The organism is Paenarthrobacter aurescens, assembly GCF_025421775.1.
Taxonomy (GTDB): Bacteria; Actinomycetota; Actinomycetes; order Actinomycetales; family Micrococcaceae; genus Arthrobacter; species Arthrobacter aurescens_B.
In genome coordinates, this window is sequence record NZ_JAOEFX010000004.1 from 296,014 (window position 1) to 311,082 (window position 15,069).

13 protein-coding genes are annotated in these 15,069 nt (G+C 63.3%); 6 read left to right on the forward strand and 7 right to left on the reverse strand.

What is annotated here, in order from left to right:
- Nucleotides 1–20: 20 nt before the first annotated feature.
- Nucleotides 21–1,826 (reverse strand): SLC13 family permease, encoded by a 1,806-nt coding sequence (locus N7568_RS10505; RefSeq protein WP_261609771.1) that lies wholly within the window; start codon nucleotides 1,824–1,826, stop codon nucleotides 21–23.
- A 116-nt stretch (nucleotides 1,827–1,942) separates the two neighbouring features.
- Complete coding sequence (locus N7568_RS10510) at nucleotides 1,943–4,579, reverse strand: LuxR C-terminal-related transcriptional regulator (protein ID WP_261609772.1); 2,637 nt, start codon at nucleotides 4,577–4,579, stop codon at nucleotides 1,943–1,945.
- A gap of 128 nt (nucleotides 4,580–4,707) precedes the next feature.
- On the opposite strand from N7568_RS10510, the gene N7568_RS10515 reads away from it, so the two are divergent.
- The gene (locus N7568_RS10515) at nucleotides 4,708–5,304 is read left to right on the forward strand and encodes a DedA family protein (RefSeq protein ID WP_261609773.1); all 597 of its coding nucleotides are present in this window, start codon (nucleotides 4,708–4,710) and stop codon (nucleotides 5,302–5,304) included.
- A 32-nt stretch (nucleotides 5,305–5,336) separates the two neighbouring features.
- Here N7568_RS10515 and cls read toward each other — a convergent pair whose 3' ends face one another.
- The 3 genes from cls to N7568_RS10530 are packed head-to-tail and all read right to left on the reverse strand — an operon-like array spanning nucleotide 5,337 to nucleotide 8,294.
- A complete protein-coding gene (cls, locus tag N7568_RS10520; protein WP_261609774.1) occupies nucleotides 5,337–6,803 on the reverse strand; it encodes a cardiolipin synthase in 1,467 nt (488 codons plus the stop codon).
- Between the two features lie 6 nt (nucleotides 6,804–6,809).
- On the reverse strand, nucleotides 6,810–7,874 hold the full coding sequence (locus N7568_RS10525) for an AI-2E family transporter (RefSeq protein ID WP_261609775.1): 1,065 nt from the start codon (nucleotides 7,872–7,874) through the stop codon (nucleotides 6,810–6,812).
- Nucleotides 7,875–7,916: 42 nt separating this feature from the next.
- The gene (locus N7568_RS10530; protein ID WP_261609776.1) at nucleotides 7,917–8,294 is read right to left on the reverse strand and encodes an SHOCT domain-containing protein; all 378 of its coding nucleotides are present in this window, start codon (nucleotides 8,292–8,294) and stop codon (nucleotides 7,917–7,919) included.
- Between the two features lie 309 nt (nucleotides 8,295–8,603).
- Here N7568_RS10530 and N7568_RS10535 point away from each other — a divergent pair, with 309 nt between their 5' ends.
- Complete coding sequence (locus N7568_RS10535; RefSeq protein ID WP_261609777.1) at nucleotides 8,604–9,827, forward strand: hypothetical protein; 1,224 nt, start codon at nucleotides 8,604–8,606, stop codon at nucleotides 9,825–9,827.
- Here N7568_RS10535 and N7568_RS10540 read toward each other — a convergent pair.
- Nucleotides 9,824–10,579 carry a ZIP family metal transporter gene (locus tag N7568_RS10540; protein WP_261609778.1) on the reverse strand — a complete coding sequence of 252 codons (756 nt, stop codon included), beginning with the start codon at nucleotides 10,577–10,579 and terminating at the stop codon, nucleotides 9,824–9,826. The genes N7568_RS10535 and N7568_RS10540 overlap by 4 nt on opposite strands.
- Nucleotides 10,580–10,725: 146 nt before the next feature.
- Between N7568_RS10540 and N7568_RS10545 the strand changes: the two genes are divergently transcribed.
- The 3 genes from N7568_RS10545 (at nucleotide 10,726) to N7568_RS10555 (ending at nucleotide 12,721) form a co-directional block, all read left to right on the forward strand.
- Entirely contained in the window at nucleotides 10,726–11,403 is a 678-nt protein-coding gene (locus tag N7568_RS10545) for a CalY family protein (RefSeq protein WP_261609779.1), read from the forward strand.
- A gap of 210 nt (nucleotides 11,404–11,613) precedes the next feature.
- Nucleotides 11,614–12,318, forward strand: coding sequence for a signal peptidase I (locus tag N7568_RS10550; RefSeq protein WP_261609780.1), 705 nt, complete (start codon nucleotides 11,614–11,616; stop codon nucleotides 12,316–12,318).
- Nucleotides 12,311–12,721, forward strand: a complete 411-nt coding sequence (locus tag N7568_RS10555) for an Hpt domain-containing protein (protein ID WP_261609781.1) — start codon at nucleotides 12,311–12,313, stop codon at nucleotides 12,719–12,721. The genes N7568_RS10550 and N7568_RS10555 overlap by 8 nt, the downstream gene beginning before the upstream one ends.
- Nucleotides 12,722–12,728: 7 nt before the next feature.
- On the opposite strand, the gene N7568_RS10560 is transcribed toward N7568_RS10555, so the two are convergent.
- On the reverse strand, nucleotides 12,729–13,997 hold the full coding sequence (locus N7568_RS10560) for an MFS transporter (RefSeq protein WP_261609782.1): 1,269 nt from the start codon (nucleotides 13,995–13,997) through the stop codon (nucleotides 12,729–12,731).
- Between the two features lie 220 nt (nucleotides 13,998–14,217).
- On the opposite strand from N7568_RS10560, the gene N7568_RS10565 reads away from it, so the two are divergent.
- Nucleotides 14,218–14,958 carry an IclR family transcriptional regulator gene (locus N7568_RS10565; protein WP_261609783.1) on the forward strand — a complete coding sequence of 247 codons (741 nt, stop codon included), beginning with the start codon at nucleotides 14,218–14,220 and terminating at the stop codon, nucleotides 14,956–14,958.
- Nucleotides 14,959–15,069: the final 111 nt, after the last annotated feature.

The window sequence follows — 15,069 nt, forward strand, 5'->3', positions numbered from 1 at the left end:
TGCATGGGTTTTCTTGGTTGCTAGGCCTGAAGTGGCCAGAACACGGGAACCAGCAGGATGGCCACGGCCGCGTACAGTGCCATGATGGCCAGGCCAAACTTCCAGTAGTCGCCAAACCTGTAGCCGGCCGGTTGCATGATCATCATGTTGGCCGGCGTCGCCACCGGTGTCAGCAGGGCCGCGGATGAGGCCACCGAGACGCACATCAGCACCGCGTACGGGTTGATGGCTGACTCCTGGGCCACCGAAAGGGCGATCGGGATGATAATCAAGGCGGTGGCGGTGTTGCTGATGAGCTGACCCAACACGGCGGTGACCACGAAGAGCCCAACAAGGAGCAGCAAGTGCCCGCCGTTCCCTACTACAGACACCATGCCCTCAGCGAGGATCTCAGCCGTCCCCGTCGACGTGATGGCCGTGGACAGCGGAATCATGCCGGCCACCAGGATGAGGGTGGTCCATGCCAAGGACTGGTGTGCCTGTTTTACCGTGACAACCCGCAGCACCACCATGGCCAGCGCGGCCAACAGTGCGGCAATGGGGGCTGGCACAATGTTGGTAGCCAGCAGGACCACCATCACCCCGAGGACTATGAGGGCCGGCGTCGCTCGCGGTCCCAACGGGACTGTCTGGCGGCGGATGGTGTCCGGCGAGTCCACCAGCAGCACATTGTGGTCCAGGGTGTGCTGGTCCAGCGCGGACCAAGTCCCCTGCAGCAGGAGCCTGTCACCGGCGGTAACACGTGAGCGTCCGGAGGATTCGGGTTCGCCCGGATGCTGATGAGCCAGCACCACCAAGGCACCACTGTCCGTCACCATGCCGGGGTAAGCCTCGGTGCCGACGAGGTTGGAACGCGGTGCGACCACCACCTCGGCCACGCCGTAACTGCTGCTGATGAGTCCGCAGGTCGCGTCGTCGTCCTGCATGAGGCCGTGCTTGGCCGCGAAGGCGTCAATGATTGGTTGACCGCCACGCACCACAATCTCATCGCCCGGCTCGAATGTCCCGTTCGTGGACTGTTTGCCGTCCGGTCCTTGCACGCTGATGAGGTGCAGGTGGCCGGCGCCGTCATCATCTTCCTGGATGCAGGCAACCTGCTGGCCCACCAGCACTGAACCGGACGGAATGGTGAGCCTGCTCAGTCCGTCCTCACCCAGGTAGTGGGTCATGAGGGTCTTGCCGTGGGAACCCAGGTCCTTGGGAAGGGCATCGGGGGTGCGGCTGGGCAGCAGGGAAGGGCCAAGCCAGAGAGTCAGTCCAATGGTGCCGAGGAGCAGTGGCAGTCCAACCAGCCCGAACTCGAAGAACCCGATCCCCTTCCCCGTAGTGTCCAGGGCCGCGTTGAGGATCAGGATGTTCACCGGTGAGCCGGTAAGTATCAGCAGGGAGCCGGCGTGGGCCGCGAAAGCCATGGGCATGAGGAGCTCCGAAGGCCTGCGACCCAGCCGGACTGCGAGCACAACAACCATGGGCAGCAAGGCCGCAACAGCTCCATTGACGCTGATGAGAGCCGTCAAAAGCGCCGTCAGGACCATCATCAACACCATGAGCCGGGTCCGGCTGGTCCCCGAAAACCTGATGAGCAGGCTCCCGAGCCACGTGGTGACTCCTGCGGCGTCGATAGCCTCCGCCACGACGAACAACGCGGCGATCAACACCACCGTCCCGCTCCCGAAGCCGGCGAACGTGTCCTCAAGGCCAACGATGCCGGTGCCGTACAAGGCCAACGCTGCTCCCAGCGCCACGACCTCCACCGGCAAGCGGTTCCAGACGAACGCGGCGATCACCACGACGAGCACCAGCAACGTGACGACGACGTCTGTCATGGGTGCCTTCGGCAAATCCCCGGGTCTTCTGCCAGCATGCTTTCAGACTAGATCCGGGTTAATGCCGCAGGGTCACCCCATTTGGGTGACTGATGGGCGTCTTCCGAGGTCATGGCCTAAGGTAAGTGGCCGAATTTGTAGGCGGCGGCCACGGCGTCATGGCGCGAGCCCGCCCCGAGCTTCGAATAAATGATGCGTATGTGCGTCTTCACGGTATTCACTGACAGGTGAAGTTCCGTGGCCATCTGTTCCTGGGATAAATGCGAGGGAAGCAGCACAAGGACCTCACGTTCCCGAGGAGTCAGCGATGGCGCTCGCCGGGCATCAGAGGGAGGCCGCATAGCGAGCAGCTGCTGGGCAATGTCCTCTTGTGGTCCGTGGGCACCCGCCCGTTCCACCAGCAGGTCGATGACCTCCTGCGGTGCGATGGCCAAGGGGCGGAGCACCGCAAGTTCGTCGGCCTTTCGCAATGCTTCCTCAAGGAGCTTGGCAGCCAGGGTCCGGCGGCCCGTGCGGATGGCCATGGAGCACTCCAAAACGGCTACATGGAGCCAGGTCCATTCCAGCACTGGTCTGACTGCGCCCGTGTGCAACGGCCGGAGCCGGTCATTTGCCGCATCGAACCGGCTGATTCCAGCGGGTCCTTGAGCCCGCAGCAGGCAGAGTTCACCCGTTCCGGGGATCCGTTCCTCCGCCCATTCCACAACCTCGCGGGCACGCTCGGCATGCCCCAGTGCCAAGGCGGCCGTGTGTTCAATGACAGCGATGCATGCAGCCAACGGCTGGGCGAAGAGGTGGTCCGGGCCGACGCGCAGCCTGGCTTGCCGCATGCCATCAAGGGCGTGACGCCTGTCCCCGGAATCCAAGTGGGCGCACGCGTTGATCATGTCCAGGGTGGCGCGCACGGCAGCTCCCACACCCTTGGAAGAGGACCCCAGTTGCCCGAGCTCCGACGCGCCCGCAGCGGCGAATTTCAAGGCAGTAGCCGGTTCGGCGCCGAGGATCGCGGCAGACGCGTGCATCAGTGCACCAACCGACCTGCCTGCCCCGGCCGTCCATACGCTGGCCGGCAATTTCTCCTCTGCCTGCCGAAGGTACTCGGTGGCGCGGCGCAGGTTGCCTTGCACCGAGGCCGTGGCCGCCAGTTTGAGGTAGACCTTTCCGGCCAGATACGAGTTGCCCGCCTCGGAGGCGTCGATCAGGGCAGCGAAAGCCTCATTCTCAGCAGTTCCATAGCGCCCTTCGACGATCGCGGCCGTGACCGACACCATTCTCGCCTCGATCCGGATGTCGCTCTGCCCTGAAGAGGGGAGCTCGGCGTCGTTGATGGCCATGCGGGGGTCTTGTTCCTCCCATCCATCGCTGAACCAGGAAAGTCGTGCTTCCGCCAAGGCCCGCAGTTCACGGAGATCGGGAGGGGGATCGTCAGCCCAGATGCGGTTTGCGGTGGCCAGGTATCGGCTGGCGGTAGTGGGCTGACGGCTCTCCACATGGGTTAATGCGGCAACCACGCAGAGTTTGGGGCTCGCCGTCATGACTGACTCCGGCAGCAGTGCAATCGCCCGGCGCACCCGCGTCACCCCTCCGGATCCCAGGATCGCGGCTCCGTGCCGTTCCAGGATGGTGCCGATCAGCCCGTAGTCGGCTGAGTCGGTCGCGTGCCTCAGTGCGGCCTCGGGTTCTCCGGCAAGCTCATGCCATTGTGCGGCCAGCAGGTTGAGGCGAAGTAGTTCTTCGGGCTCTTTCCGGGCCAGCTCGGCCCGGAAATACGCTCGGATCAAGGGGCGGACCAGGAAGACTTTCCGCCCGTTACCGGCAGACTCCACCAGATCGCGATCATCGGCAAGCCTTGAAAGGATGTTTCCGGCATGCAGGTGGCCCGCGAGGGCGTTGGCTTGGGCGGCGATCACTATGCGACACACGCTGGTGCTGGAAAGCACGTGCCGCTCCTCGCTGGTCAACGCGCGAACGATTTCGTGGTCCAAGTATTCGGAGAGCTGCCGGTTATTGGCAGCAAGGTCGCCCACAGACATCTCGGGGTCGGCCGTGTTCCGCAGGGAACGCAGGGCGAGGACCACGCAGGCCGGCCAGCCCGCTGTCTGCCGGAACAGTTCGCCCAGCTGATGGATCCCCAGCAGCGTGATGGTCTTGGCTGCAAGGGTGTTGATCTCGTCCAAAGAGAAGGCGAGGTCACTCGACTGCAATTCAACGATGCGACCGCTGAGTCGCGCAGGTCCGGGATCAACCGCCGTGCTGTCCCGGGTCGCCAGCACTAGCTGGACGGGCAGTGCGGCTTGGTTCAGCAGTACTGGAATCCAACGGTTGCGCTGATCGTCAGAGAAGCCGTCGATGCCGTCAATGACCAGTCGGATGGTGGTGCCGGCTGCGGTCAACGCAACCGCCAGGTGTTCCAGCACGTCCGGAGCGTTGTCCTCCGCCCCGGAGAACTGCCGCAGGGCTTCGTGCGGGATGGCGGCGCACTGCTGCAGTGCGTGCAGTATTGCGGGCCAGAGGGCGTCCTTGTTCTGTTGGTTGGGACTTAGCCACGCGACATTCTGCTCCTGGCCGTGAAGCCACTGGCTGAGAAGCACTGTTTTGCCGTATCCCGCAGGGGCGCAAAGAAAGATAACGTCTGCTGCGGCATCGAGTTTGGCCACAAGCCGGGGTCGAGCCAACAGGTCCAATGGCGGCCGGGGGACCGCGATTAGCTGGGGGCTCAAGAGGTCCGGGCGGGTACCACCTTGGTCGTCCACCCCTTCAGTGTAGGGGCGGGGCAACGAGGATTCACCCAGTCAGGGCGATCCGTGCGGCGGCCATAGGACGTAAGGATGAACATGGCGGCCGTGAGAGGCTTGGACGAGGCCCGGAGAGGGATTTCACCGTGCAAGTTTTCAAGGACATCATGAGCGCCGCGGATTCCGGGTGGGTTTATCCCCTCGGGGCGTTTTTTGTTGCGTTGTCTGCGATCTTCCCGCCGATTCCCACTACGTCCTTGTTCGTAGCACTGGGGGCGTTGTCAGCCACGGACGGCCTTCCGAACGGGCTCCTGTTGATGGCCGCAATGCTGGCCGGTGCTGTGGCGGGGGATCTGGGTGCCTACGAGCTGGTCCGACGCCGCGACATGGCCAACTGGAAGATGCTCCGTGGGCCCCGCACGCAGAAGGCTTTACACGCCTCCAGGGAGCGCCTGGCCAAACACGCGGCCTCGTGGGTGCTGACGTCCAGGTTCGTCCCGCTCGGGCGGCTGACCATGAACGTTGCCAGTGCCATTACGCCGGTGCCGCGGGGCACGTTTGCCCTCTATTCGGTGGCGGCCGGTGTCCTGTGGTCCGGGTACTCGGTGGGCATTGGCGCCCTGTCCGGCCTCCTGCCCGGATTGTCCACGGAGTTCGCTGTGGTCATCGCCATCGCATTCTCGCTGCTGCTGGGCCGGGGTATCAGTGCCGGGGTGACCTGGTACCTGCAGTTGGAGGACTGACACGGCTGGACTACTGATACAGCCCAGACGTGCTATTGAAGCGATGACGTCAGCCGGGCCAGATTGTCCAGGGCCATGTGGCCAACCGGGCGGCGAAGCCAATCCTCCAACAGCAGCTCCTTGCTGGCTGCACGGTACCGGTCCTCCACCGCCCGCATCTGGTCCACGATTGTTCGTCCGTGGACCAGCACCGAGACTTCCATGTTGAGGCTGAACGAGCGGACGTCCATGTTGCTTGAGCCGATGACTGCCACGTCGTCGTCGATGGTGAAGTGCTTGGCGTGCAGGACCTGCGGGGCCCGGTACAGGTAGATCCGGACACCGGCGCGGAGCAAGACCTCGTAGTAGGAGCGCTGCGCGTGGTAGACCATGGCTTGGTCCCCAATCTCGGATACGAAGAGTTCAACGCTCAGGCCGCGGGAGGCTGCGGTGATGATCGCCAGCTGGATGGCCTCGTCAGGCACAAAGTAGGGGCTGGTGATGCTGACGCGATGTTCGGCCTTGTAGATGAGCGTGGTGTAGAGCTTGAGGTTGTTGTCATTGTCGAAGCTGGGGCCGCTGGGCAGGACCTGGGCATCGATGAGCTCAGGCTCCGATCCCAGCACCACGGGGGAAGTATCCAACGGCAGGAGGGTCTCGGACTCGCTGTACCAGTCGGTGACGAACACCGCGTTGAGCTCCCGCACTGCCGGACCTTCCAAACGCACCATCAGTTCGTGCCATTGGAGGCCACGCTGAATGTTGCGCTTCTTGTTGTAGGACGCGTCGATCAGGTTTTGCGAGCCGGTGTAGCCCACCCGCCCGTCCACTACCACCAACTTCCGGTGATTCCGCAGGTCCGGACGTTGCCACTGGCCCTTGAAGGGGCGCAAAGGCAGCATGGCGTGCCACTCGGCGCCCATGCCATCCAAAGCCCGCAGCATGTCGCGGTATTTGGGGTCGCCTACCGCCGCCAAGTGATCGAAGAGGACCCGGACTGCCACGCCACGTTCGCAAGCCCTCGCCATCGCATCGAAGAAAGGGGCGGTCGTGGGGTCCATCGCGAGAATGTAGAACTCCACGTGAACGTACTCTGCGGCTTTGTCGATGTCCCCGATCATGCGGTCGAAGCTTCCGTTGTAGTCCTCCAGCAACTCGGCCCGGTTGCCGCCCACCATGGGAAGCGCACCGAGCCGGAGGTTGAGTTCGACGGCGGAACGCAGCCAGGCGGGCCAGTCCTCACTGTGGCTGACGGCCGAGAGGCCGGGGGTGCGTCCCAGCATGACTTCGTTGACGGCGCGCTGTTTTTCCCGCCTGGCCTTGGGAAGCTTGCCGCGGCCAACCAGCAGAAACGCCACCATGCCCAGATAGGGAATGAAAATGATCGCCAACACCCAGGCAATAGCGGACGACGGCCGTCGATTGGCCGAGACCATCACAGCGGCGATTGATCCGAGCACGATGTGGAGCGCCAACAAGATTAAGGCGACGGTATCGGCGTCGTGAAATAGCCCTTGCATCCCGCGCTACTTGGCATTCTGCTGCGGTATGACCACTTTTTTGATGATCAGCAGAATCGAGGCCGTGGTGGGGCAAGCGATCAGCGCTCCCAGAAGCCCCAGGAGCGTCCCGCCCACCATGGCTCCGATCAGGACCAGGGACCCAGGGATGCTGATGGCCTTTCCCACGATGCGTGGCGTCAGAACGTACGCCTCTACTTGCATGTAGGCAAGCATCACGAGGAAGACCACCAAGGCTGTTGAGGGGGAGGTGAAGAGGGAGACCACGGTAATAATTGCCGTGCTGATGGCGCTTCCCACCAGCGGGATGAGGGTGATGGGAAACGCCAGGACGGCGAGCACTGCGGCGTACCTGACTCCAGCGACGGACAGGAGAATGAAGGTGAAGATCGCGTTGAACAAGGCAAGAACGGACATGCCGCTGAGGTATTTGCCCACGGAGGCAACAATGGTGTCGGTGATTTCTGCGAATGATTCCCGCCGGGAGGAGGGAACCAGCGAATAGAGGCTGGCTTTCATCATTTCGTGCCCCGCCACGAAATAGAGGGTCAGGACCACGACGAAGATGACGGCAAAAGTGCCATTCACCACGTTGTAGCCAACCTGCACCGCGCCGCCACCGATGGCAAGCCATACGTTTGGATCGGCAGCCGATGTTTCCAGCCACTCCAGCAGCGGGGTCAGTGCACCTCCCAGGGTTCCGTTGAATTCCTGGAACCAATCCTGTTCACTGACGGCTTGGAAGCTGGATGGCAGCAGACTGACCAGCGCGGCACCCTCCTCCACCAGAATCGGGACGATGAAGCGGATCAGCACAGCCACCAGTACCAAGAAGCCAACTGCTACCACCAGAACTGCGCCGGCGCGTGAGAGCTTCAAGCGTTCCAGCCATCGCACCAGCGGGTAGAGGCCCAGCGATATGAACAGCGCGGCAAAGATCAGGGTGAGCGAATACCGCAAGGTGATGACCGCTGAACCCAAGGCCAGGGCAACCAAAACGCCGAGCGCCGTTATCAGGCCGAATCGAAACGGTCCGCCCTGCAACAGTGGGAATGCCTTCAATTGCGTCATGCGTCCCTCTCGGCGTGAGTAGGTGGCGGAAGGTCGCCCTCGTCAGGACAAAGCGAGCTCCTTCAGGCGAGCGTACTCGGCCTCCGTGATATCTCCAGCGGCAAGCAGTGCCTTGGCTGCTTCGATTTGCTGGGTGGGCGATGGGGCTCCGGCGACTTCCCGGATGTATTTTTCGGTTTCGTTCACTGACTCGCGGAACCGCAATTCATTCCGCAGTGCCATGCCTTTTCCGCGCATAATCACGTAAATCAACGCAGAAATGAACGGTGCTACGAACAAACACAAAATCCACAGAGCCTTAATGCCTCCACTGAGTGCTTTGTCGCGCAGGAGATCGGAGATGATCTGGAAGAGGAGGAGCAGGTACGCGATAAACAAGAAAGCAACGAAGATGCTCCACAGCGATTCCCAAAAGCTCATGTGTCTTTCCCATCGTTCATTCGGCCCGGGCATGGACCGCTATCCGGAAGGAACCCGTTCCCTAACGGGATCACAACACCATTCTCAGATCGGCCGCGCCGTCCAGAGCGTGCCCGCGCTGTATCCATAGCGATTGGACAGAAAGATCACCCACTAAGGGTGAGTGGTGGTTTGTGGGAACCTGGACCGGCTGGCCGGACTGCCGGCCGACGCGGTCACAAATCCCCCGTAACTCCGTGGTTGTTTGTGGCAATCGGCGTTCGGTTACGCTGCTCAGAGCCACGCCACATCGCACGTTTAGGGCCACCAATGACGCACTCTTTCGCAGCTGACGCCGTCGTCACCCAACGGCCGGAACCTTCGCTCAAACACAGCACCACGGGCACCGCTGTTGGGGCGTTCAGCATGGTGGCCATTGTCGGAGTATTCGCCCTCCTTTTGCATACGCTCGGACAGCAATTGCCGACGCTTGGCCCGGCCTACCCCGGATGGCCGCAATCCGTCGGTGACTCACCGCTGGCAGCGTTGCGCTGGTTGCTGGGTGACATGACCGAGCCCTTGTTTTATAAGTCGGATCTGGCAGCAGCCGGCCTGCTCGCCGGAGCTGCCTTGGCGTGGTGGGCTGGCCGCCGGAGGAGAAGATGGGCCGGCTCGCTGACGTACGGAACAGGCCTCTGGCCTTGGGTGCTGGCCTCGGCGGCCCTGAGTTTGCTGCTGTCCAACCTTGCGTTCGGATGGATGCTCGACGACGGGTGGCAGCCCACCTTCGTGCCGTTCGTTTGCGTCGCTCCCGCCATGGTCCTTCTCTACGGAGCCGGGTGGAGGACCTGCGTCACTGGGGCTGTGCTGGGAGCAGGCACCACCACGCCTCTCGCACTGATCCTTATCCCCAGTATCTCGACACCGCTGGGCCTGCCGACGGTTGTAGCGAACGTCCTGGCGATGTCCATTGGGTCCGTCCTCGCGTTCCTGGTTGCCCGGCGCCTGCCGTGGCTTGTCCTGCGAAACCCGCGCCCCACCACACAACCGCACCGGCCGACGTCGGGCGTTGTCCAAACCTTTCGCAGCGACGCCATGTGGGCAGCCCGCCGAGTCCTCAAGGACTTCACAGAAACGCATTTCTTTGCCAACGAACTCGCCGGCATCTGCGTGATCCTGGCCGTCGGGGCGGCTTTTGTGCTGAACCCGGCGCTGCCGTCGTACGGCTCGAACCTGCTGCCTCACATACTGTTCGCCCAAGCGCTGACGTCGGCCGTCGGCGTGGTCCTGTGGCGGCGGTGGTACCGCGACGGCGGGTGGGCGGCTACCTACGCCTCCGTCGTGTCCGTTGCCCCGGCGGCCGTGCTCGCTTCTGGCGGGTCGTGGATCGGGGTGGTCGGCGGGGCTGTGCTGGGTGCTGTTCTTGCACCGCCCATCGCGAGGGCCGTTTCCGCCCGGCTGCCGGCCGGATTCCACCCGGTCATCGGCAACACCGCAGCCATGGCAGTGGCGACGGCGGTTGCCTTGCCCTTGTTGGGGCTGCTGCCCCGCTAGCCGCCCACGTGGTGGATGGTGAAGGCGCTCAGGAAACCGACGGCGGCTGTCAGCCCGGTGAGGTTGTGGTGCTCTTCGAACGCCTCAGGAATCATGGTGTCGGCCAGCATGGCAAGGATCCCGCCTGCAGCGATGGCGGTAATGAACGCAATCACAGTCCCAGGGGCGTTCTCCAAAGCGGTGTAGCCGAGCAGGGCCGCAAGCCCGCTGAACACTGCGATGCCCGCCCAGGTACCAAAAACGTACGCGGGGCTGCGGCCGGCCCTTTTCATGCCGGCGGTGCTGGAAAGGCCTTCCGGAACGTTGGAGATGAAGACGGCGGCAAGCATCGCAGGGCTGACTGCCCCGCCGGCGAGGAGCCCGACGCCCAGGACCACTGACTCCGGAATGCCATCGATCAGCGCCCCCACCGCGATGGCCGTTCCACTGCCGGGTACGTCCTTCTCGGACGGCTGCGGCCCGGAGGAACGCTTCCGGTGTTTGGCGCCTGCGCGAGCCAGCAGAACGTTGGAGCCCACGAAGATCAGCGCACCCATGAGGAAGCCCAGGATAGTGGGGATCAATCCGCCGCCTTGGACGGCTTCGTCAACCAATTCGAAGGCAAGGGCAGAGATCAGGACGCCCGCACCGAACGCCATCACGGTGGACACAATCTTGGGCGGAACTTTCCACAACCAAGCGATGCCGGCTCCGAGGACCAAGGCTCCGCCTGCCAGTGTTCCCCACATCAAGGCCTGCAGCCACATCGGCATCAAATACGCCCTCTCATCGGCCTTTTATGTGCATCAAGCAGTGTTTCATAAGGTGCCTGTGGAGCAGCAAAAGTCTTGAGGTTTTCCTGAGGAAGTGTTGCGGGTTTGCAGGATGGGTTCTTGATCCGGGCCCGGCACAGTAGTTCTTGTCAGCCACGCAGGCCGGCAAGAACCGGCCGGCCGATCACGGTGGCCACACGAAAGGACACCTGATCCCCATGGCCATCACCCTGAAGTCCACCTCCGGCAAGATCCTCGCTTCCGTCGCACTGGTCGGCACCGCAGCCGCCGTCGCCGGCATGGGCACCTACGGCGCGTTCACCTCCTCGACCTCCGCCTCCCAGGCAGTCACCGCAGGGACCGTCACCATCGCCCTGGGCACCGGAGCGGCCAACACGCTCAACGTCCCGGTCGCAGGACTGCTGCCCGGAGACAAGGTCGAAAAGCTCGTCACCCTGGCCAACACCGGCAACTCGGACCTGAACAACGTCACCCTCACCACCTCCGCCGGCGCCACAGGTTCCCTGCTCACCACCGACACCACGCACGGGCTGCAGCTGACCATCGAAAACTGCTCCGTCGCCTGGACCGGCACCGCCGCCCCCTACACCTGCGCCGGCACCAAAACCACCGTCCTGGCCAACGGCCCCGTCATCGCAGCGAACAAGGTCCTGAACAACCTGAGCTCCCTGACCTCGACCAAAACCGACAACCTCAAGGTCACCACCGCTTTGCCCGCCACCGCGAACAACGACTTCCAAGGCGCCACCTCCACCCTCGCCTTCTCCTTCACCGGCACCCAACGCACCGAAACCACCAAGTAGCACCAAAAGCTCCGGAGGCCGGCCGTTACGCCCTTTCCGGCCGGGCCTCCGGTCATAAGCCCCGCCGGGCCTGGTCGGGCTCCCCCCTGCCCGATCAGGTTCGCCGGTATTTTCCTGAGCCAGACTTGAGGAATTTCCGCAGGAAAGCCTGAGCCAGACCACCCAGACTCTTAATCAGACGATGACCCGCACCCGGAAGGAACGCCAGGCATGAGCGCACTGAGCACTATCACCACCCCCGCCCTCCACGGACGGCGTTCCGCAACCCGGCCCGCCGCCGTCGAGACCCGCGCAGAGACCCGGCCCGCCGCCGTCGAGACCCGCGCAGAAGCCAGCGCCACGCCGGGCATGTTCCGCCGGGTTGCCGGCGCGGCAGTGAAGTTCGTCGGACTGGGCATGCTGATCCTGGCAGCCTTGGTGTTCCTCTTCCTGGCGATCGGACCCCGCCTGCTGGGCTACCAGACCTCAACCATGCTGACCGGTTCCATGGCCCCGCTGATCAACCCGGGCGACGTCGTCGTCACTGTCCCCACTCCCATCACTGACGTCAAGGTTGGCGACATCATCACCTACCACATCCCCGTGGAGGACCAGCGGGTGGAAACCCACCGCATCACCGAAATCACCGCCACCGCCGACGGCGGAGTAGCCGTCCAGACCAAGGGCGACGCCAACAACGGCATCGACCCCTGGATCGCCACCCTCCAAGGCAAAACCGTGGACAAGCAGGTTGCCACCATCCCCTACGTCGGCAACGCCATCCGCGCCCTGCGCGAGCCCATGGTCATGAACATCCTGATGTACGGCGCACCCGCCATCCTGGTCATCGGGATGCTCGCCTCCATCTGGACCAAAGATCCCAACAAGTCAGCCCCGGAAGGCGCCGCAGCACCCCAGGCAGCCCGCGGTGAGTGACGAAGCGGATCCGGCTCAGCCGCCGGAAGGGCCCGTATTGGAGCCGTGCAGGCTTCAGGCGCTGGCTGAAGAGTTGGGAGACTCCACTCCGGCGCTCCGTTTCCTCTCCACCTACCTGTCCATGCTGCCCGGCCGGATCCTCAGGATCTCCAACGGCCTGTGCAGGCACGATCCCGACGCCAGCATGGACGCGGTCTTGAGCCTCAAGATCTCCTCCGCGATGGTTGGTGCGTTGGAGACAGAGGACCAGTGCCGGGCCATCGAATCGATGATCCGGGAAGACCACTTCGACTCAGCGGTCCTGGCGCTTCCTGCTCTTCGGAACTCCACCGATCGTTGCTTCGCTGCAGGGCCGCAGTTGCTCGGGAAGGCCCAGGAGTCCCTCTGCAAGTACCGGCATTAAAGAGCAGTCAGCGGTCGGCCGGCACGGTTGTGTCGGCGGTTTTGACCTCATGCGGTACCAGGAACAGTGCAGCCACTGCCAGTAGGCCGGCGGCGGCGAACACGTAGAAGCCGGCAGGATAGGCGATGTTCGCCGCCACCAATGTTCCCGTCACCGCAGGACCAACGATTGCGCCGAGCCTGCCAACGCCTGCGGCGAAGCCGAGGGCCGTTCCGCGGAGCCTGGCCGGAAACAACTGGCTGACCCACGCGTATACCAACACCTGGGAACTGAAGACGAAGACTCCGGTGACGAAGACAGCTGCATTGAGCAGGAACTCGTTCTGGATCTTGACGCTGAGGATCGCCAGCAGAACCGCGGACAACCCGAACCACAACAGTACGATCCGTTTGGTCCCATGCTTGTCCGCCAGGATTCCGGCGAGGAACAGCCCTGCCACAGCGCCAACGTTCAGGACCAGCAGCAGTGTCAGTCCGGTGCTCACGGGATATCCGGCGGCAGCCATCAGCTGCGGAAGCCAGGTGTTCAGGCCGTAGACCAACAGCAGCCCCATGAACGACGCGATACCAATACCAACAGCCACCATGGGATAAGGCTTTTGCAAGAGATCGCGGAAGCCGGTCTTTTGTTTGGTGATGGCGGAACGCTCGACGTCGGCTGTTGCCTTCGTTGGTTCGCCTGCCTTCGCCGGGGCTGCTTCGGGAAGCGATTCGGGCAACTTGGCCCACAGGAACGGCAGGAGGACCAGTCCGGCGACGCCGCCGATGATGAACATGAGCCGCCAGTTGGGAACGATGAAGATGGCCAGCAGGGCGGTAGCCACAGCACCCACGTGGTAGCCGGTCATGGTCCGGGTAGTGGACTTACCGGCCGATCCCGCGGGGGCGTAGTCGTTCATGTAGGCCAAGGCGGCGGGGAGGCATGCCCCCAAGCCAAGTCCTGCAAGTAGGCGCAGAACTGAGAAGACTGCGACGTTCGGGGCGAAGGCAACTCCGATGGTGAACAGCGAGAAGCCTGCCACGCAGGCGATCAGGAGTCTCCGGCGGCCGAATTTGTCCGAGAGCGGCGCGATGAAGAGCGCGCCAAGGCCAACGCCTACCAACGAAATGGTGGCCGCGAAGGTGGCCCCGACAGCGTCGAAGCCTAGTTCGCCGGTCTTGATAAGCGTTGGGATTACGGTGCCCAGGACTACGAGGTCGAAACCGTCCAGGACCATGGCCAGCCAACAGAGCCAAACAGGCCATTGGGATCGGCGGGCAGATGACATCGTTGGCATAGCGTCCTCGGTACTTCTTTGTGGTTGGTCCCGGCCACAGAACGGTCGGTCGGTTATGAGAGTTGTATCACCGTCCGATGTTGCGTGGCACACGTTCTACCATTGAATGGAAGGTGCTGCCAGGTGGCCAAAACCTGGTTGCCAGGAACCCGGCAGCCGGGAAACCTAATGCCTGGCCACGAAGCAAAGTACCTGTAGCCAATAAACAAAGGAGGGCATGGTGGCGAACTCAGCATCCGGCGATTCTGTGGTGGACCGGGTGGTGCGGGTCATCGAGGCCTTCCCGGAGGGAGTGACCTCGCTGCAGTTGACCGAGTTGGCCGACCGCGCAGGGCTCCCGTTGTCATCGGCCCATCGGCTCGTGCGACAACTGTCCCAGCACGGGCTGCTGGATCTTGGCGCGGGTGGGACGGTTCGCTTGGGCCTGCGGTTGTGGGAACTGGTCAACCGCAATTCGCCCACCTTGGCCCTTCGCCAGGCGGCCATGCCGTTCATGGAGGACATACAGCAGGTCCTGAACCAGAACGTGAACCTGGCCGTGCTGGACGGCTGGGAGGCGCTCTTTGTGGAGCGCCTTTCGCGGAGGGGATCGGTGGCCAACCGGGCGCGGATCGCCGGACGGATGCCCGTCCATATCTCTTCAGCAGGGCTGGCCTTGATGTCCCACCAGTCACGTGAAGTGCAGGCGGAGTACCTCGAGCAGTTCGAGGACCCGTCCGGAAAGGTAACTGCCCAAGCCGTGCGTCATTTCCTGGCCGAAGCGGCCCAGCAGGGGTACGCGCAACTCGCAGGGGTGGTTGATCCGGACACATGGGGAATCGCTGTTCCCGTGGTGAACGGGAAGCGGCGCACCGTGGCGGCCCTGGGTGTTGTTGTCCCTCTCGCTGAGATGAGGCTGCAGGCGCTTGTTCCGGCGCTCCAGACCGCGGCGCGGGGAATAGGGCGGCAGCTCGGCGACTAAGTCCGGATTCCGTTCAACGGAATTCATGTAACGCCAATCACCAAGTGCGGGCCACACTGATTCCAGATTCATCCCGCTTCCGAGCAAGCCGGGATCCGCAACGAAGCGAGG